At 65.7% G+C, this 19697-nt stretch carries 13 protein-coding genes; 9 read left to right on the top strand and 4 right to left on the bottom strand.

What is annotated here, in order from left to right:
• Positions 1–28: 28 nt before the first annotated feature.
• A complete protein-coding gene (locus tag Q8T13_22260; GenBank protein MDP3720495.1) occupies positions 29–2743 on the top strand; it encodes a protein kinase in 2715 nt (904 codons plus the stop codon).
• Positions 2744–2747: 4 nt separating this feature from the next.
• On the opposite strand, the gene Q8T13_22255 is transcribed toward Q8T13_22260, so the two are convergent.
• Positions 2748–5669, bottom strand: coding sequence for a TonB-dependent receptor (locus tag Q8T13_22255; GenBank protein ID MDP3720494.1), 2922 nt, complete (start codon positions 5667–5669; stop codon positions 2748–2750).
• A gap of 88 nt (positions 5670–5757) precedes the next feature.
• Here Q8T13_22255 and Q8T13_22250 point away from each other — a divergent pair, with 88 nt between their 5' ends.
• Both Q8T13_22250 and Q8T13_22245 read left to right on the top strand, forming a co-directional pair.
• Entirely contained in the window at positions 5758–9063 is a 3306-nt protein-coding gene (locus Q8T13_22250; protein MDP3720493.1) for a PDZ domain-containing protein, read from the top strand.
• 10 nt (positions 9064–9073) lie between these two features.
• On the top strand, positions 9074–9574 hold the full coding sequence (locus Q8T13_22245) for a nuclear transport factor 2 family protein (protein MDP3720492.1): 501 nt from the start codon (positions 9074–9076) through the stop codon (positions 9572–9574).
• An 84-nt stretch (positions 9575–9658) separates the two neighbouring features.
• Here Q8T13_22245 and Q8T13_22240 read toward each other — a convergent pair whose 3' ends face one another.
• Positions 9659–10036 (bottom strand): four helix bundle protein, encoded by a 378-nt coding sequence (locus Q8T13_22240; GenBank protein MDP3720491.1) that lies wholly within the window; start codon positions 10034–10036, stop codon positions 9659–9661.
• A 173-nt stretch (positions 10037–10209) separates the two neighbouring features.
• Between Q8T13_22240 and Q8T13_22235 the strand changes: the two genes are divergently transcribed.
• The 3 genes from Q8T13_22235 (at position 10210) to Q8T13_22225 (ending at position 14545) form a co-directional block, all read left to right on the top strand.
• On the top strand, positions 10210–12204 hold the full coding sequence (locus tag Q8T13_22235) for an alkyl sulfatase dimerization domain-containing protein (protein ID MDP3720490.1): 1995 nt from the start codon (positions 10210–10212) through the stop codon (positions 12202–12204).
• A gap of 284 nt (positions 12205–12488) precedes the next feature.
• A complete protein-coding gene (locus Q8T13_22230; GenBank protein MDP3720489.1) occupies positions 12489–13787 on the top strand; it encodes a DEAD/DEAH box helicase in 1299 nt (432 codons plus the stop codon).
• A 170-nt stretch (positions 13788–13957) separates the two neighbouring features.
• Positions 13958–14545 carry a Uma2 family endonuclease gene (locus Q8T13_22225; GenBank protein ID MDP3720488.1) on the top strand — a complete coding sequence of 196 codons (588 nt, stop codon included), beginning with the start codon at positions 13958–13960 and terminating at the stop codon, positions 14543–14545.
• On the opposite strand, the gene Q8T13_22220 is transcribed toward Q8T13_22225, so the two are convergent.
• Positions 14525–15319, bottom strand: coding sequence for a GNAT family N-acetyltransferase (locus tag Q8T13_22220; GenBank protein ID MDP3720487.1), 795 nt, complete (start codon positions 15317–15319; stop codon positions 14525–14527). The genes Q8T13_22225 and Q8T13_22220 overlap by 21 nt on opposite strands.
• 32 nt (positions 15320–15351) lie before the next feature.
• Here Q8T13_22220 and Q8T13_22215 point away from each other — a divergent pair, with 32 nt between their 5' ends.
• The 3 genes from Q8T13_22215 (at position 15352) to Q8T13_22205 (ending at position 18941) form a co-directional block, all read left to right on the top strand.
• Entirely contained in the window at positions 15352–16371 is a 1020-nt protein-coding gene (locus tag Q8T13_22215; GenBank protein MDP3720486.1) for a peptidyl-alpha-hydroxyglycine alpha-amidating lyase family protein, read from the top strand.
• A gap of 66 nt (positions 16372–16437) precedes the next feature.
• Positions 16438–17691, top strand: a complete 1254-nt coding sequence (locus tag Q8T13_22210) for a serine hydrolase domain-containing protein (protein ID MDP3720485.1) — start codon at positions 16438–16440, stop codon at positions 17689–17691.
• On the top strand, positions 17688–18941 hold the full coding sequence (locus Q8T13_22205; GenBank protein ID MDP3720484.1) for a PQQ-binding-like beta-propeller repeat protein: 1254 nt from the start codon (positions 17688–17690) through the stop codon (positions 18939–18941). The genes Q8T13_22210 and Q8T13_22205 overlap by 4 nt, the downstream gene beginning before the upstream one ends.
• 171 nt (positions 18942–19112) lie before the next feature.
• On the opposite strand, the gene Q8T13_22200 is transcribed toward Q8T13_22205, so the two are convergent.
• A complete protein-coding gene (locus Q8T13_22200) occupies positions 19113–19535 on the bottom strand; it encodes a GxxExxY protein (GenBank protein ID MDP3720483.1) in 423 nt (140 codons plus the stop codon).
• Between the last annotated feature and the right edge of the window lie 162 nt (positions 19536–19697).

Genomic DNA, 19697 nt, shown 5'->3' with positions numbered 1-19697 from the left:
CTTCGGCTATACTCACCGAACTCTCCCGATGCCAGCGCTCACCTCAGGCACCCGTCTCGGTCCCTACGACGTTCTTGGTTCCATTGGCGAAGGCGGGATGGGCGAGGTGTATCGAGCCACCGACTCGCGCCTGAAGCGACAGGTGGCCCTCAAGGTATTGCCGGTGGCAGTGACGGCCGATCCTGATCGCCTGGCGCGCTTCCAGCGCGAGGCGGAAGTGCTCGCCTCGCTCAATCACCCGAACATCGCGGGGATCTACGGACTCGAAGAAAGTGGCGGCGTGAAGGCGCTGGTCATGGAACTGGTCGAAGGTCCCACGCTGGCCGACCGCATTGCGCAAGGACCGGTGCCCCTCGATGAAGCACTGGCGGTTGCGCGGCAGATTGCCGAGGCGCTCGAAGCGGCGCACGACCAGAACATCATCCACCGTGACTTGAAGCCGGCGAACATCAAGCTGCGCCCGGACGGGACGGTCAAGGTCCTCGACTTCGGCCTCGCCAAGGCCATGGATCCCGCGTCAGGAGGGGACTTTAGTCCCGCCGACCATTCTCCAACGATCACCTCACCAACGCTGATGACCGGTGCCGGAATGATCCTCGGCACCGCCGCCTACATGAGCCCGGAGCAGGCGGCCGGCAAGCCTGTCGATCGGCGCACGGACATGTGGGCGTTTGGAGTTGTCCTGCTGGAGATGCTGACCGGCAAGCGCGTATTCGACGGCGAGACCGTGTCGCACGTGATCGCGTCGGTGTTGAAGGACGAGCCTGATTGGTCGGCGCTGCCCCCTGACACGCCGGCACCGGTCCGGAAGCTGTTGCGGCGGTGCTTGGAAAAGGACCGTCGCAAGCGGATGCCCGATGCGGCGGTGGCACGCCTGGAATGTGACGACGCGATCGACCCGCCACGCGAGACGGTAGTCGCACCGGCGCCGTTGCAGAAGTCGCGAGGACCAGGGCCGGTGCTGGCTGGCGCGGTCGTCGGAGCGCTAGTGGCTGGCCTGGTCGCCTGGGGCTGGTGGCCAGCCCCACCGGTCGCGCCGCCGAGCACCAGGTTTGCGATCGATCTGCCGGCCGATCAGGTGTTCACCCGCGCCGGTCGCCACGTGCTGGCGCTGTCGCCCGACGGCACGCACCTGGTCTATGTCGCCAATCGCGCGCTGTACCTGCATTCGTTCAGCGAATTGACGCCGGCGCTGATCGGCGGTACCGCGAATGCGGACCCTTCAGAACCCGTGTTCTCGCCCGACGGCGCCTGGATTGCCTTCTGGTCGAATGGCGCGCTGAAGAAGATCCCGGTCAGCGGCGGCAGCGCCATCCAACTCGCCGAGATCGACAATCCGCTCGGACTGACGTGGACCGGCGACCAGATCGTGGTCGGCCAGGCGCGTGCCGTCCTCCAGGTGCCGGCCGACGGCGGCACGGTCCGGACGCTGATGACGATCGACAAGACCGCCGGCGAATGGATCCAGACCCCGCAACTGGTGGATGACGGTCGCGCGGTTCTGTTCACGCAGCGGATTAACGAGCGCGACTGGAGCGGATCGAACATCGTGGTGCAGGACCTGGCGAGCGGGACGCTTACGACGCTGGTCCAAGGGGGCACCGACGGCCGCGCACTGCCCGGCGGGCTGCTGATCTACGCGCGCGAGAATGCGCTGTTTGCCGTCGCGTTCGATTCGCGCAAACGCGAAACGTCAGGCCCGACGGTACCGCTGGAGCGTGGCGTACTCCCGTCGGTGGGCGGATTCACCGGCGCCTCACAAATGACCTGGTCGCCGTCCGGCAGCCTGGCCTATGCCGTGGACGACATGGCGGCAGACAGCACGTTGACGTGGATGACACGGCAGGGCGGCCTCGAGCCAACCGCATTACCGGCGCGGCCGCAGTTTCAGGGGCAGCGCTCGTTCGCCCTATCCCCGGATGGCAAACGGGTGGCCATCCGCCTGATGGGTACGTCTCGATCGCAGACCGACGTCTGGATCGGCGACATCGGGCGTGGCACGTTCACGCGGTTGACGTCCAGCGGCACGGCGACCGATCCGCAATGGACCGCCGATGGCAGCCGGGTGTGTTACCGGGAAAGTCCCTATGATGTGCGCTGCCAGCCCTCCGACGGCAGTGCTCCGTCCGCGAGCCTGTTTCAGCTCGACCGGCTGAGCACCGTCGCCGAGTTCTCGCGCAAGGGCGATTGGCTTCTGCTGAGCATGAGCGGACAGACCGGGGGCTTCGACATCTGGGCCACTCCGAACCGGTCGCCGTTCGAGCCGAAGCCGCTGTTGGCGACGTCAGCTGATGAAGGCCTGGCGGTGTTGTCGCCAGACGGACGATGGCTGGCGTACCAATCCAACGAATCGGGCGGTGACGAGATCTACGTCCGCCCGTTTCCGGAGGTCGCTCAAGCCCGGTGGCAAGTATCGGCATCTGGCGGCGCGGTGCCACGCTGGTCGAGAGATGGCCGTGAGCTGTATTTCCTGGCTGTGGAGTCGGCTGGCGCGACGCTGCGAGCGACCCTTACGGCTGTGCCGGTCATCGCCGGCACGTCCTTCACTACCGGAACCGCCGTCCCGATTGGCCAGATGTCGTCAAGTGTGCGTGGGTACGACGTGGCCCCTGACGGCCGATTCCTGATCGTGACGACCGCGAGCAGTACCGGCGCTCCCACCGCCACCCGCCAGCGCATCGTCGTGGTGCAGCACTGGCTCGACGCGCTGCGGCGGCAGCTGGGAGCCACCGCCGCGCGCTAAGCAGCTAGAACCTGATACCGACCGAGAAGTTGAACTCGCGCGGCGCCTGGTAATCGCCGGTGCCGGTCGGCTGGCCGTAGTTGGGCCCGAACGCGTAGTGGGTGCCCAGTGTCGGCGTGGTGGTGAACGGGTTGAACAGTGCGTACTGCGTGTTGTTGGTGCGCGTCAGGATGGTCTCGTTGCCGGCCAGCTGGGCGGACTGGTTGAACAGGTTGAGCAACACGCCACGGAAGAACACATCCACGCGCCCGGCGGCGCGCAGCGTCCACGACAGCGACAGGTCGGTCCGCCACAGGTCGTCGTAGCGCTGGTCGCCACGGGGCTCGAAGTAGTAGGTCACGGTGGACGGGACCGACTGATAGCCGGGGTTAGTGACGAAGCTGCGCGGGTCGATGGTGCCATCGGCGCTCGACGCGTCCGAGGAATCCCAACGCTCGAGCACGCCGAGGTCGAAGCGCCCGGCCGCCGCCGGCGCGGGCAGGCGGTACTGGATCCAGCCGCGCATCTTGTGCCGCTGATCGCCAGGGTTGTAGCCGGTCGGGAAGCTCCAGGACTCCTGCTTGTACTCGGGCTGGTCGTTGCCGCCGAACCGGATCGGCCCGCTGCCCGCGTCTTCGCCGGTGAAGTTACCGCGTTGCCACGACAGCGTGTAGTTGCCGCCGAACTGCCAATCGGTGCCCAGGCGGTAGTTGGCCTGGGTCACGACACCCCTGTAGGTGCGGTTGGCGAGGTCGGTGTTGCGCACGATGGTCAGGTCGTAGACCCGCCCGGTCGGGTCGGTGACCTTGCCGGTGGAGGGGTCACGGAAGTCGCCGTAGAAATCGGCGTACGACCGGTGCACGTAGTCGAGCCGCACGCTGCCGACGTTGCCGATTTGCCGCGACAGGCCGGCCATCCATTCGTTCGAGTTGGGGGCCTTCAAGCCCTCGCCGACACTCACCGTGACCCCGGGGATGCTCGGCGCATTTCGCGTCGCGCGCGACGTGCCGCCGTTGGCGAAGAACCAATCAAACAAGATCGGCAACGCCTGTTCGGCGGTCAGCAACGGCCGCGTCGGGTCGCTGTTCACGGCCGGGCCCTGATAGAAATAGCTGAACGTGGCGGTCCGTCCACCGGCGGAGCCGGCATCGACAATCGCGGTACTGATGCCGGTGACGTAACGGGCGTATCCGGCATTGGCGATCCACTTGCCGTCACCGAACAGATCCCAGGTGGCCCCGAGTCGCGGGCTCCACGCGCTGTCCTCGACGACCTGGGCGCCGGCCTGGTCTTTCGACCGATTCCGGTCGTAGCGCAGGCCGAGGCTGAGGCTGAGCGTGTCGTTCAGCCGCCAGGTGTCGTTGGCAAAGAACGACTGCGTTCGAATGTCGTTGCCCACGCTCGGTGCCACGAGCGGGAGGTACTCAACGTAGGTGGTGTTGTCGCCCAGGAACACCGGGTAGATGTCCAGGCCCTGAATCACCGAGCGCGTGGCCTGGATGCGGTACGAACTGCCCGACTGGAAGTTGTCGTTCTTCCGCGTTTCCTGGTAGAAATCGAGCCCCGCCACGATGTTGTGCGAGCCGGTGCGGTCGGTGGACAGGTAGTAGTTGGCTTTCACCGCGCTGTTCCAATTGTTCCGGATCTCGAGGCCACTGCCGCAGACGCGGCAGAACGTCGGCGCGTTGAAGCGCGCCTGGCCGCGCGAGCGATCCCAGATCGGCGTGCCGTTGGGCAGGTCGGTCTTCGAGCCGCCGGTGCCGATGAAGTCCAGCTCGCGCCGCGAATACTGCGCTTCGACGAACCACGTGTTGGTCAACACGCTGGTGAAGTTCGCGGAATACAAGTCCTCGTCGTTGGCGCTGTCATAGAGCGAGCGCGCGTCCATGATGGTGCCGAAGTTGTTGTTGAAGATGTCGGCGTGCCGCTTGGTGTAGGCGCCCCGGAACGTGTTCTTGGGGTTCAGGGTCCAGGTGCCCTTGGCCTCGTAGCGTTTCTCGTCGTCGATGCGCTCGTAGTTGAAGGCGGTGTAATCGGTGGTGCGGTTGTCGGTGTTCTTCTCGAAACGGCCGGCGCCGAAGTACCACAGCTTGTTGCGCAGGATCGGTCCGCCGGCCGTGACCTCATAGGTCGGCACCACCTGGTCGATGTTCTCGTCGCCCGGGAACGGCGTGAGCGCGCCCCACGCGTCGTTGACGAACGAAGTGCGGAAGGTGCCCGCGAAGTCGTTGCTGCCCGACTTGGTCACCATGTTGACCACGCCGCCCTGGAAGCGGCCGTACTCGGCCGAGATGCTGCCGGTGGAAACCTTGGTTTCCTGGATGGCGTCTTCAATGAACACGTTGCGCGCCTGGCCGCGCAGGTTCTCGTTGACGACGACGCCGTTGATCAGGAACAGATTTTCATACGACATCGCGCCGGCGATCATGATGTTCCCGCCCGGGCCGTTGTCGGTGACGTTGGGGGCCAGCAGCACGGCCGAGTTGAGCGTCCGGCCGATCGGCAGCAGTTCGAGGGTCGCCGACTTGTAGGTACTGGCGACCGTCAGGTTGGGCGCGATCTCCGCAGAACCCGAACTGGCGCTGACGACGACGGTTTCGCTGACACCCGCCACGCCGAGTGACATATCCACCCGGAGCGTTTCGGCAATCACCACCGCCACGTTCTCGCGGCGCGCCACCCGGAACCCCGCTAACTCGAAGGTGACCGCGTAGGCGCCCGGCGGCAGAAACGGGATGATGTAGTCGCCGTTGGCGGCCGTGATGGCCGTGCGCACACCCTGCAGGGCCGGAGAGGCGACGGTCACGAGCACACCCGGCAGCGCCAGGCCGTCCTGGTCGGTGACACGGCCGTCGACCCCGCCCGTGGGATTACCCTGGGCAAAAGCCGAGCCGAGCAAAGCAAACAGTATGAAAGCGGCGATGACGCCGCGAGTAATTGAGACCATGGCGGTCCTCCAGGAAAGAGAACGAATTCATCCATCGTAGCACCGCGCAGCCGGGCCGGCGCCGGGCGCGCGTGCTAGCATCCCGCTTATGAAGCGATTGCTGGGCTGTGCGCTGCTGATCCTGCTGTTCGTCCCAGTTTCGGTGGAGTTGGCCGCCAGTAGTCCCACCCGGATGCTGCGGTCGCCGTCGATTAGCGCGACACAGGTCGCGTTCGTCTACGCCAACAACATCTGGGTGGTCGAGCGCGCCGGCGGCAGCGCGCGGCGTCTCACCAGCTTCCAGGGCCAGACCATCAACCCCAAGTTTTCGCCCGACGGCACGACCATCGCCTTCAGTGGCGACTACGGCGGCAACGTTGACGTCTACACCGTGCCCGCCGAAGGCGGCGAGCCGAAGCGGCTCACCTGGCATCCCGGAGCCGACACCGTGCAAGGCTGGACCGCCGATGGTGCGAGCGTGCTGTTCGCGTCGGCACGGGCGACCTCCGCGCCAAATGCCACCCCGCGCTTCTGGACGGTACCGGCCAAGGGCGGCGTCGAAGTGCCATTACCGCTGCCGCGCGCCTACCAGGGCAAGATCTCCGCGGATGGCAGGCGCGTCGCCTACCGCATGAACAACTCGTGGGATGAAGAGCGCCGCAACTATCGCGGCGGCCAGAACCGGCCCGTCTGGATCGTGGACCTCAAGACGTTCGACCTGGTCTCCCCACCCTGGACCGATTCCAAGGACGTCGATCCGGTGTGGCTCGGCGACACCGTGTTCTTCATCTCCGATCGTGACGGCATGGCCAACGTCTGGTCGTACGACACGGCCAGCAAGGCGCTGACGCAGCGCACCAAGTTTATCGACTACGACGTGAAGACCCTCGACGCCGGCGGCGGCGCCGTGGTCTTCGAGCAGGCCGGGTACCTCCACACGCTCGACCCGAAGAGCGGCCAGGCGAAGCAGTTGACCATCACCGCGGCCGGCGACTTCCCGTGGATGATGCCGCGGTTCGAGGACGTCACGAGCCGGATGACCAACCTGGGCATCTCGGCCACCGGCAAGCGCGTGGTGGTCGAGGCCCGCGGCGAGATCTTCACCATTCCCGCCGAGAAGGGCGACGTCCGCAACATCACCAACTCCAGCGGCTCGGCCGAGCGCCAGCCGGCGTGGTCGCCCGACGGCAAGTGGATCTCGTACTTCAGCGACAAGTCGGGCGAGTACCAGCTGGTGATCGAAGCGCAGGATGGCATCGCGCCGCCGCGCGAGATCGCCTTCGAGAAGCCCGCGTTCTACTACACGCCAGTGTGGTCGCCCGATTCGAAAAGGCTCCTGTACACCGACACCAACCTGAACGTGTGGGTCATGGACATCGCGACCGGGCAGGCAAAAATTGTCGGTAACGATCCGTGGATGGTGCCTCAGCGCACGCTGGCGCCGACGTGGAGCCCCGACTCGAAATGGGTCGCCTTCGCGTCGCGCCTCAACACCCTCTACCGCGCCATCGTCGTCGCCAACGTCGAAACCGGCGTGAAGACCCAGGTCACCGATGGCCTGGCCGACGCGATGTATCCCGTCTGGGACGCGAACGGCAAGTACCTGTGGTTCCTCGCCTCGACCGACTTTGGCCTCTCGTCGCAGTGGCTCGACATGACGTCGTACGGGCGGCAGCCGACGTTCGCGCTGTATGTCGCGGTCCTGAAGAACACGGACTCGAGCCCCCTGCTGGCGGAAAGTGATGAAGAGCCGGGTGGGGCTGGTGGGGCGGGTGGGGCGGGTGGGGCAGTGCCGGCGGTCACCGTGCAGATCGACTTCGACCGCATCCAGCAGCGCATCCTGGCCGTGCCCGGCGTGCCGTCGCGCCCGTACCTGGATGTGAAGGCCGGCACCACCGGCACGGTGTTCTTCCTCGAAGCGCCCGCCGGCCCTGGCGGGCGCGGCAACACGCTGCATCGCTACCGCTTGAGCGACCGCAAGGCCGAGGTCTTCCGGTCGAGCGTGGCCGGCTACGCCGTGAGCGCCGACGGTAAGAAGCTGGTCTACCGAACGCCGGCCCCCGGTGGCGGGCCCGCTGCGCCTGCCGCCACTGGTCAGAGTCAGCCGGTGTATCTCCTGGATGCCGACAAGGCTGTGCCGGCGGCGGGGCAGGGCCGCATCGACGTGAACCTGCGCATGCATCTCGACCCGAAGGCGGAGTTCGCGCAGATCTTCAACGAGGGCTGGCGCCTGCAGCGCGACTATCTCTATGTGCCGAACATGCAGGGCACGAACTGGCCGCGCATGAAGGAGATGTACGGCGCCATGCTCCCGCACATCGCGCACCGCGCCGATCTCAACTACCTGCTCGACAACATGGGCGCCGAGATCGCGATCGGCCACTCGTACGTCCGCGGCGGCGCCATGCCCGAAGTGCCCGCCTCGCCTGGCGGCCTGCTCGGCGCCGACTTCGCGATTGAGAATGGCCGCTACCGGATCACGAAGATCTACGACGGCGAAAGCTGGAATCCCGAGTTGCGGGCGCCGCTCGCCGAACCGGGCATCAACGTGTCGGCCGGTGACTACGTCATCGCGATTGATGGCATCGACCTCCTGGCGCCAGACAACATCTATCGCCTGCTCGATGGTTCGGCCAATCGACAGACCGTACTGACGGTGAACGCACAGCCGACGCCGCAAGGCGCGCGCCAGGTCACTGTCGTGCCCGTGGCCAACGAGCAGGGCCTGCGCACGCGCGCGTGGGTGGAAGAGAATCGGCGCTTCGTTGACCGGCGTTCCAACGGCCAGCTCGCCTACGTCTACGTGCCGAACACCGGGCAGGGCGGTTACGAGAGCTTCAACCGCTACTACTTCGCGCAGCAGGACAAGCAGGGCGCGGTGATCGACGAACGCTACAACGGCGGCGGTTCCGCGGCCGACTACATCATCGACGTGCTGCAGCGCGACTTCGACGGCTACTTCAACAACGTCGCCGGCGATCGCCGTCCGTTCACCAGCCCGTCAGCCGGCATCTGGGGACCCAAGGTGATGATCATCAACGAGATGGCCGGGTCGGGCGGCGACCTGATGCCGTGGATGTTCCGTCACCGCAAGATCGGCCCGCTGGTCGGCAAGCGCACGTGGGGCGGCCTCGTCCACACCGCCGACACCCCGGGCCTCATCGACGGCGGAACGATGATCGCGCCGCGCGGCGGCTTCTTCACCCGCGAGGGCAAGTGGGCGGTGGAGAACGAAGGCACCGGCCCCGACATCGACGTCGAGAACTGGCCCAAGGATGTGATCGCCGGCCGCGATCCGCAGCTCGAACGGGCAGTGGACGAAGCGCTGCGGTTGCTCAAGGAGAAGCCGGTTGATCGCCGGACGACGGAGCCCGAGCCTCCGACGTGGGGGCGGCGGCCGGGTGGGGAGGAATAGGGTGCCTAAGGTGCCTAAGGTGCCTTGGGGGATGCGTGCCGGTGCCATGTTGGTGCTGATGTGTATTGGTGCTGGTGCGAAGGCTAGCCAGGTGTCGGACGACGAGACCAGGATTCGTGCCGCGCGAGAGCGATCGAACGCGGCCATTGCCAAGCACGATGTCGCCGCGATTGCCGCGCACTGGATGCTGGACTTCCACGTTGTGACCTCGACGAGCGCCCAGGCCTCTGGCCGCGAGGCCTACGCGAAGCGGATGGCGGAAACCTTCGCGCGACGGCCCGACACCGTCTGGGTTCGCACGCCAGCGACGGTAGACGTGTTCGCACCCTGGACTGTGGCGTCGGAACGAGGGGAGTGGACGGGCCGCTGGACTGAGCCGGATGGTGTTGTTGAGATCGGCGGTACCTACCTGGCCCAATGGCGCAGGGTGGATGGCGTCTGGCTGATCCAGGCCGAGCTGTTCGTGCCCACACACTGCCGCGGCTCGGCGTACTGCGCGAAGCGGCCTTAGCAGGGATTCAGGGATCAGGGATCAGGGATCAGGGATCAGGGATCAGGGATCAGGGATCAGGGATCGGGGATCGGGGATCGGGGATCAGGGGTGCGGTCGCGAAAGGTGAGCTCGGAGACCCTTCGTCAATCCATTCAGCATTCGACCGACTTCGCTCGCCGTTGCCAGCAGTGGTTCGGCTTCGCTGGCCGACAGCAGTTTCATCTTCACCGCAAGTTCCAGTTGGGTCTTCAGTTCAGCTTCTGACCCAAGGGCGATGCTGAGGTGGTTGATGTACACGCGCGTGGGGCGTGCCCAGCCCTCGGCGATGTTTAAGGGAATAGAAGTGGCGGCCCGGCGAAGTTGAGACGCGAGGCCGTAGCGCTCGTGAACGGGAAGACGGGCGGCGATGGTCTCGACGTCCGCCGCTAGCCGCATGGCCAGTTGCCAGACCAGCAAGTCTCGGTGTGATTCGATGGACATGCCCGTGTCTGGAGCATGAATCGATCCCCGAAGATCCGGGCCCAAATGCGTTGTGAGGCATGCCAAACGCGCAAAAAGTGCACACGTCCGAGGACACTGGGGACTCGCTTTCTGCAACCCCCCTGATCCCTGATCCCTGATCCCTGATCCCCGATCCCTGATCCCCGAATGCTATGCTGCGCCCCGAGGTGGGCATGGGCGTGTCGAGCATTGGAGTTCGTGCGGTTCTGGTAGGTGTCGTCATCGCGGTCGGTGGCGGATCGGCTCACGCGCAATCGCCCTCGCCGCCCCCGACGCCCAACGCCGCCGCGCCCGCGGTGCGAGCGGTCTATGAGGCGGCGCTTCGCGATCTGCCTTTCACCGATCAGCAGGACTTCGCTGACGCGCGTCGCGGGTTCATCGCCACGCTGCCGGCGGGGCAGGACACGCGCCGCTACGGCTTCCTCGCCGACGAGAAGGTCCCCGACACCGTGCACCCCAGCCTGTGGCGGCTGGCGCGGCTGAACGCCATCAACGGCCTGTTTGAGGTCGTGCCGGGCATCTACCAGGTGCGCGGGCTCGCGCTCGCGAACGTCACCTTCATCGAAGGCGCGACGGGCGTGATCATCGTCGATCCGCTGGGCTCGGTGGGTGCGGCCCGCGCCTCGCTCGACTTGTATTTCGCCCACCGGCCCACGCGGCCCATCGCCGCTGTGATCTACACCCACAGCCACAGCGATCACTACGGCGGTGTCCGCGGCGTGGCGGACGAAGCCGAGGTGACGGCGGGACGCACGGCGATCGTTGCCCCGGCGGGTTTCATGAACGCGGTGATCGCCGAGAGCGTGGTCGCCGGCAACGCCATGGCCCGGCGCGCGACCTATCAGTTCGGCACGTCTTTGCCGCGCGGTGAGCGCGGATCGGTGGATGCGGGACTGGGCAAGATCGACGGCGTCGGCGCAGTGGGACGGTCGGTCATGGCGCCGACGATGTCGATCGTGCAGCCGATCGAGACGCACACGATCGACGGCGTGCCGATCGTGTTCCAGCTGACGCCGGCGACCGAAGCGCCGGCCGAGATGCACCTGTTCTTCCCCAGGCATCGCGTCCTGAACCTGGCCGAGAACGCCACTAAGACCATGCACAACCTGCTGCCGTTTCGCGGCACCGAGGTCAGGGATTCCAGCGCCTGGTCGAAGTACCTGGGCGCCGCGCTCGACCGGTTCGGTCCCGACACCGACATCCTGATCGCGCAGCACCACTGGCCGACGTGGGGGAAAGAGCGGGTCGCGCGCGCCCTTGCGAACCAGCGGGACCTCTACAAGTACATCCACGATCAGAGCGTGCGGCTGATGAACCACGGCTATACGCCGGCAGAGATCTCCGAGGAGCTCGTGTTGCCGCCGGGCCTGGCCAACGACTGGGCCGCGCGTGGCTACTACGGCACGCTGTCGCACAACGCCAAGGCGGTGTATCAGAAGTATCTCGGCTGGTACGACGCGAATCCCGCCAACTTGAATCCACTGCCGGAACGGGAGGCGTCCAAGAAGTACGTCGAGTATTTCGGTAGTGTCGCGTCCGTGATGGGGAAGGCGCGATCCGACTATGCGAAAGGGGAGTATCGCTGGGTAGTCGAGGTCATGCGCCACGTGGTGTATGCCGACCCCTCGAACACTGAGGCGCGTCACCTGGCGGCCGATGCGTTCGAGCAACTGGGCTACGCCTCGGAAGCGGCGACCTGGCGGAACGCGTATCTGGTGGGGGCCCAGGAGCTGCGCCAGGGTCCGCTGGCGCCGCGGACCGCGGTCTTGGATCCCGAGATGGTGCGGGCGATGCGGGCCACCGAGGTCTTCGACGTGCTGGGTACCCACGTGAACGGCCCGCGCGCGTGGTCGCGTGAGGTGGTTGTCAACTGGACCCTGACCGGCCGGGCGGAAGAGGTGGCGGTTACCTTGCGCAACGGTGCCCTTACCTATGTGGCGGGTGCGCGGGCGGCAAACGCCGGCGCCTCAGTAACGCTGTCGCGCGAGACGTTCGACGCCATCGTGCTTGGACGACGGTCGCTAGCTGAGGTAGTGAAGCTGGGAGCGGCCAGGGTCGAGGGCGACCTCGCTGCCGCGACAATGCTCTTTGAGTTACTCGACCGGTTTGATGCAGGGTTTGCCATCGTCGAACCGCGCCGTCCCTGATCCCCGATCCCTGATCCCTGATCCCTGATCCCTGATCCCTGATCCCTGATCCCTGATCCCTGATCCCTGATCCCTGATCCCTGTGCTATACTGCCTGAGTCACTGCGCTTCCGTCCTCAGAACTCCTCGGGACTACCACCCTTCGGTATTTGTTAGCTCAGATGTACAGCGTCCCGCTGAGGGGCGTCCTACCGAGCGCGCCAATCCGGCGCCGTTTCGCTAGAAATTGTCGGCTTGCTGCGTGCGGTTAGGGAACGCTCAGGCACTATCAGGAGCGCTTCGCTATGCCGTTCGTGTCTCTCGGGCTCACGCCCGCTCTTTGTAATCCGCTGGCCAAGCTGGGCTATACCTCGCCCACGCCGGTGCAGCTCAAGTCCATCCCGGTCGTCCTCACGGGCAAGGACCTGCTCGCTCGCGCGCAGACCGGCACCGGCAAGACCGCCGCGTTCGGCCTGCCGATGATCCAGCGGCTGCAGATTCCCGGCGGCGCACCTGCCGGCACGCGCAAGCCGAGGGCGCTGGTCCTGGTGCCCACCCGTGAGCTCGCGCTCCAGGTGCACAAGTCGCTCAGCACCTACGGCGTGCCCGCGAACATGCGCGTCACCGCGATCTTCGGCGGCGTCTCGATCGTCCCGCAGAAGCGCGACCTGCAGCGCGGCGTCGACATCATTGTCGCGACGCCCGGCCGCCTGCTCGATCACATGGAGCAGCGCACCGTTGACCTGTCGGGCGTGGAGATTCTCTGCCTGGACGAGGCCGACCGCATGCTCGACATGGGCTTTCTGCCGCCGCTGAAGCGCATTCTCAAGGTGCTGCCGCGTGATCGCCAGACGCTGCTGTTTTCGGCGACGATCTCGCCGGAAGTCGTTCGCCTGTCCGCCGACTTCACCCGCGACCCGCAGCGCGTGGACGTGTCCGAGGGCCAGGTGATGGCGCAGACGGTGACGCACGTGGTGCATCCGGTGTCGGATCAGCGGAAGGGTGACTTGCTCACGCACATCCTGGTGCAGAAGCCGACGGGCCAGGCCCTGGTGTTCTGCAGGACCAAGCACGGCTCGAACCGCGTGGGCCAGTACCTCGAGCGCGCCGGCGTCAAGGCCGCCGTGATCCACGGCAACAAGAGCCAGGGCGCGCGCACCAAGGCACTCAGCGACTTCAAGGCCGGGCACGTCAACGTGCTCGTGGCCACCGACATCGCCGCGCGCGGGCTCGACATCGTCCAGTTGCCGCTGGTGGTGAACTTCGACCTGCCGATGGTGGCCGAGGACTACATCCACCGCGCCGGCCGGACCGGCCGCGCCGGCCTGTCCGGCCGCGCCATTTCACTGGTGTCGCCGGCGGATCGCGATCTGCTGCGCGATATCCAGCGCTTGCTGCCCACTCCCGTCGAGCACGTGGTGGTGGAAGCCTTCCCGACTACCGCGGGGTCGCACGAGGCACTGCCCGAAGCAGGCCGGCGTCACCAGGGTAGCCGGAACAACCGTGGGTCCAGCAATGGACCCCGTTCGGGGGCGCGTCAGGGGTCCGGTGGACCCGGACGCCGTCCGTCGGCTCGAGCGGGACGCTTCGGCGCCCGCTCGTAGTCCAACCGAGTACGCACTTTCTTCGATACCGCCACGCGAATGTCGCGGCAGTTTCTTTAACGCCCGGATCGTCAATCTGACGATTCGGGCGTGTTTTCGTACGGCACACCCTTCGCAGGATCGATCCGCATGGCCGGGTGTAATATCCGATCGTGGACGGGGAAAAGGCGATGCCCACAACCGAGCGCGAGACGCGACTTACGTACGACGACTTCGTTCGGTTCCCGGACGATGGGCTGCGGCACGAGCTCATCGATGGGGTGCACTACGTGACCCCGTCTCCGGCCACGCGGCACCAGCAGTTGTCGGGCCGGCTGCACCTGGCCATCGGGATCTATCTTGAAGCGCATCCCGAAGCCGGTCACGTGTTCTATGCGCCGTTCGACGTCATTTTCTCCCGGTGGGATGTCGTCGAGCCTGACCTGCTGTTCATCGCTGCGGATCAGCTTGAGATCCTGACCCACGCCAACGTGCAAGGTGCGCCGGCCCTGGTCGTCGAGATTCTCTCGCCCGGCACGCGCAAGCGCGACCTGGGCATCAAGCGAGCGCTGTTCGAGCGTGGCGGCGTTCGTGAGTACTGGGTGGTGGATTCTAAGGCCGAAGACGTGGCGATTTATCGCCGTGACGCCGCCAGCCGCCTGGTGCCGCTTGGGTCCTTGAAAGCCGTCGATGGGTCGGTGCTGGCGACGCCGTTGCTGCCCGGGTTCGAACTGCCGCTCGCGAAGCTGTTTGCTCCGTTACTTCCGGACCGTGGCTAGCCCCTCGACAAACAGGCAGTGGCGGACGAAGCCCAGCGATTCGTAGAGGTGGAGGGCTGCGTGGTTGCCGGCCCGGACATTCAGGCCGACGGTGCCGCCATCCTTCACCTCGTCGAGCACGGCGCGAGTGACCGTGGCGCCCAGTCCACGGCCGCGGCGATCGCGCATCGTATAGATGTTGCCAATTGCCACAGCGTGTTCTTCAGGAGCAAACAGGTGCGTGCCGGCGGCCGCGACCAGCACGCCGCCGTCGTAGACACCGAAGAACACACCATCGGTCACCATCGACGGATAGAAGAAGTCGGGCGACTCTCCGGTCGCCTCGCCATCCGCATACAGCTTCAGTAACGCGGGCACATCAGCCGCACCGAGACGTCGCGCGGACGTTGCGGTCCGGTTTTGTCCCTGGTCAATGTGGCGTCCGCCTTCAGGCGGACCATTCCACCCCATGCGCCACATGTGGCACTGGCTCTCGATCACGGCGTATCGCGCCACCTCGTCCAGAGCGTCCTGCTGCACCTGCAGATGGACTGGCCACCGCACATGGCCGAGGGCCTCGCGCACGGCGCCCGTGCCGATGGCGAAGAGAATGCTGGTGTCGAAGTCGTGCAGCACGAGCGCGAGGTCCGGCCCGAATCCCGGAGAAAACCCCGGAGAAAACCACTGTGTCTTCGGAAACATCCGCGGCGCCAAATCGCCCAGGGCGTAGACCCCCCAGACCGGGTCGCGGCGCAGAATCGCGCGGATCGCTGTCTTGTCAGTGAGCAACGGCATCGGGAAGGCGCTTCCAGTATAAAGGAGCCATCATGCAGCCACTTCGAATGCTTGCCTTCGCCACTGCGGCGTTGCTCTCGGCGCCACTCCTTGCACAGCAGGGCGGCCAGCCGCGCAACGATCTGCCGCAGCCCTACACCACCACTCGTACGTGGGGTGAGTTGCCGCCTGGCGTGAAATGGGCCGCGGTGACCGCGATCGAACCCGCGCCCGATGGCACGATCTACGTCGTCCACCGGTGTTTCGAAAACTCGTGCGCGGGACGAACCGAGGCGCCCATCCTCAAGTACAACGCCGCCGGCAAGCTGCTGGCCAGCTTCGGCCAGGGGCAACTGATCTTTCCGCACGGCGGCACCGTCGATCGCGAGGGCAACTTGTGGATGACCGACGCCGGCAGCGCGCCCGGCAAGGGCCATCAAGCCATAAAGTTCAGTCCCGACGGGAAGATCCTGATGACGCTCGGCAAGGCCGGCGTCAGCGGCTCGGGCCCAGACCTGTTCGACCAGCCGACCGACGTAGTGGTGGCGCCGAACGGCGATCTCTTCATCACTGACAGCCATCGCAACGGCAAGAACAACCGCGTGATGCACTTCACCAGGGACGGCAAGTTCATCAAGCAGTGGGGGCGCAAGGGGCAGGGCCGTGGCGAACTGAGCGAACCCCACACCATTGCCATGGACTCCCGAGGTCGCTTGTTCGTCGGCGATCGCGAGAACAACCGCATTGTCATCTACAACCAGGACGGACAGGTGCTGGACGAGTGGCGGCAGTTCGGCCGGCCGAGCGGGATCGTGATCACGAGCGACGACACCATCTATGTCGCCGATTCCGAGTCGTGGGGCACCGACACCGGCGCGCGCGAACTGCCCGGCGTCAAGAAGGGCATCCGCATCGGCAGCGCGCGCGATGGCCAGGTCACAGCGTTCATCGAAGATCAGGAGTCGACCGCAGCGGATCACGCGGGCGCCGAAGGCGTCGGTGTCGATGCCGCCGGCCACGTCTACGGCGGGGTCGTCCGGCGACGCATGCTGGAACGGCACGTAAAGAAGTAGGTAGCGCCCCGTAACGGGGTGCCGGACATCGGTTATGCTCGGCGCGACCTGGGAGGTCCTATGCGCGTGATTACTCGACAGGCAGTTCTGGCGGTGGCGGCGGTCGCGGTGGCCGGCCTCGTAGGACTGCGCGCGGACGATCCATTGACGTCCCCCGAGTCGGTTGGCTTCTCGGCCAACGGGCTGAAGGCCTACCAGCAGGCCATGCGTGCTCTGGTGGACGAGGGCAAGCTCGCCGGTGTCACCACGCTGGTGGCCCGTCACGGCAAGGTGGTCCAGTTCGACGCGTATGGTGTGCAGGATCTGGAAACGAAGAAGCCTGTCACCAAGGACACCATCTTCCGAATTGCCTCGATGACCAAGCCCATCGCCGGCGTCGCCATGATGATGCTGTGGGAAGAAGGCAAGTGGTCGCTCGAGGACCCGGTCGCGAAGCACATTCCCGAGTTTGCCAACCTGAAGGTGGCCACCCCAGCCGGTGAGGTCGCGCAAGCGACGCCGATGACGATGCGCCAGTTGATGAGCCACACAGCGGGCTTCGACGTGAGTGGCGGATACAGCAAGCGCCCGATTAGCGATCGCAGTCAACCGCTGCAGGCCATGATCGACAAGCTGGCCAAGCTGCCGCTTGCCGCGCAGCCCGGCACCGATTGGCGTTACGGTCCGAGCGTCGACATCCAGGGCTACCTCGTCGAGAAGCTGTCGGGCCAGCCACTGGACGTGTTCCTGCGGACGAAGCTCTTCGAGCCGCTCGGCATGAAGGACACCGGGTTCTGGGTCGAGCCCTCCAAGGCGGATCGGGTGACGAAGATATTCACCTACGGTCCGGACAAACGAATCATGACCGCGCCGACACAGGGTGATCCCACCTCGAAGCCGGTGTTTCTATCCGGCAGTGGGGGGTTGCTGTCGACGACGGACGACTATCGGAGATTTGCGCAGATGCTGCTCGACGGCGGCCAGGGCAACGGCAAACGCCTGCTGAAGGCGTCCACCGTCGAGTTGATGCGGACCAACGTGCTGGCCGACGGCGTGACGGTCGATCTCTATGGCCCGAATGTCAACGTTGGGGGCATCGGCTTCGGCCTCGACTTCGCGATCATCCTGGATCCGGCCAAGGCGAACACCCCGGAAGGCAAGAACTCGTTCTACTGGGGTGGTGCATTCGGTACGTGGTTCTGGATCGATCCGGTCAACGATCTGATCGCGGTGGGCATGATGCAGAACCTGGCCGGTAGCACACCCACTGGCGGCTCGCCTCAGGTGCGACCGCTCTCACGCCGACTGGTATACGAGGCACTGGTGGATCCCAAGAAATGAAAGTGCCAAAGGTGCCAAAGGTGCTGAGAGGAGTCATCGCCGCCATTCTGCTGACCGCGGCGGCCGTGGCGGAGGCGCAGGTGCGGTCCGGCGACTGGACGCAGTGGCGCGGTCCCAAACGAGACGGGGTCGTCCCGCACTTCGTGGCGCCCGCGAAGTGGCCGGAGCAACTGACGCGCCGATGGACGGCCGAGGTCGGCACCGGCCATGCGACACCGCTCCTGGTGGGCAATCGCATCTTCATGTTCAGCCGCCGCGGCGACAACGAGGTGCTCGCCGCTTTCGACGCGGCCACCGGCGAGGAACTGTGGGCCACGGGATACCCGGCGCCGTACACGCCGAATCGCCTGGCCATCGACCATGGACAGGGTCCCAAGTCGACACCGCTGTTCGTGGAGGGCCGCATCTTCACGCTCGGCATCAGCGGCATCCTGTCGGCGTTCGCGGCCGAGACCGGGCGACGGCTGTGGCACAAGCCGGCACCGCCGGCGGCGCCGACCTACAGCACCTCGCAATCGCCATTGTTCGAGAACGGCCAGGTGATCGTGCACGTCGGCGGATACGGCAAGGGCGCCCTGACCTCGTTCAACCCGGCCACCGGCGCGGTGAACTGGGAGTGGACCGGCGATGGTCCCGCTTACGGCTCGCCCATCGTCGTGGAGTTGGCGGGGACCCGGCAGGTGATCACCTTTACCGAAAACATGCTGGTGGGAGTGTCGGCCGCGACGGGCGAGCTGCTGTGGAGCCGCCCATTTCACTCCGCCCGCGACGTGCAGGCCATCACGCCACTCGTCTACCACGACACCATCATCGTCACGGCCTTCGAGAGCGGGATCACCGCCATCCGGGTGAACAAGCGCGATGGCAAGTGGGGCACCGACAACGCCTGGAAAAACGACGAGCAGTACAGCCGGTTCAGCAACGCGGTCATCGTCGGCGATGCGTACTTCGCGCTGTCAGGCAAGAGCGGCGGGATGTTCATGTATCTCGATGCGAAGACCGGCGAGGTGCTGTGGAAGGGCGAGCCCCGCACCGCCGAGAACGCGGCGATCGCCCGCGCCGGCAACATCCTGTTCGCGCTGAAAGACGATGGCGAGTTGGTGGTGGCGGATGGGAGCAATCCGAAGGCGTTCACGCCGCTGGGCCGGTATCAACTGTCAGACTCGGCGACCTGGGCCGCGCCGTCGATTTCTGGTAACCGGCTGTTCGTGAAGGCGCTGACGGCGCTGACGCTGTGGACGATCGACTAGAGCCGGCGATGCGGGTGGCAACAGCCGCAGATTTAAGATCACCACAGCCGCAGATTACCGATCACGGCAGCCGCAGATTTGTCCATCACGATAGCCACAGATTACCGACTACGGCAGCCGCAGATTTGCCGATCACGCCAGCCGCAAATCCCGCATGCGATAGACGCCGATTCAGGCCTCCTCGCTCAGCGCGAAGCGGCGGTACTCCAGAGATGGACGTCCGAAGTTAAGCAACAACGCGATCTGGTGGCCGCTGAGTGCCAGATAGTTCAGGACCTGCGCGTAATCGGCTGGCGCCGTGGCTGAACTGGCCTTGACTTCCACGATCACGCTGCCGAAACAAACGAAGTCCAGCTTGTAGAAGCCGTGGAGTCGTTGCCCTTTGTACTCGACCGAGCAAGGCACCTGGGTCACATAGGGAATCTTCCTGCGCGTGAACTCAAGGCCTAAGGCTTCGTAGTAGATCGCTTCGAGAAACCCCCTGCGCAGGACCCGGTGGACCTCCATCGCCGCACCAATGATTGCGAATGTTCGCTCGTCGTATCCGGGTTGTGGAGTGTTCATGCCACCCACAACATCCAATCGGCGTGCCACCGACGCACGATTGGATGTCCCTGTAGAGCGACAGTGATATTGACCCCCTTGCGACACTAATTCTGACCCCCTCCAGGAGGAGGGTTCGAATGGAGCAGGAGCAAGGAGTTCTGGTATCTCCGAGTGCGGAGGTACCGGTGGTCGAAGGCGAGATGGTGACCG

This window comes from Acidobacteriota bacterium, from assembly GCA_030697165.1.
Lineage (GTDB): Bacteria > Acidobacteriota > Vicinamibacteria > Vicinamibacterales > UBA2999 > 12-FULL-67-14b.
This window is presented reverse-complemented; position numbering and strand designations above follow the sequence as displayed.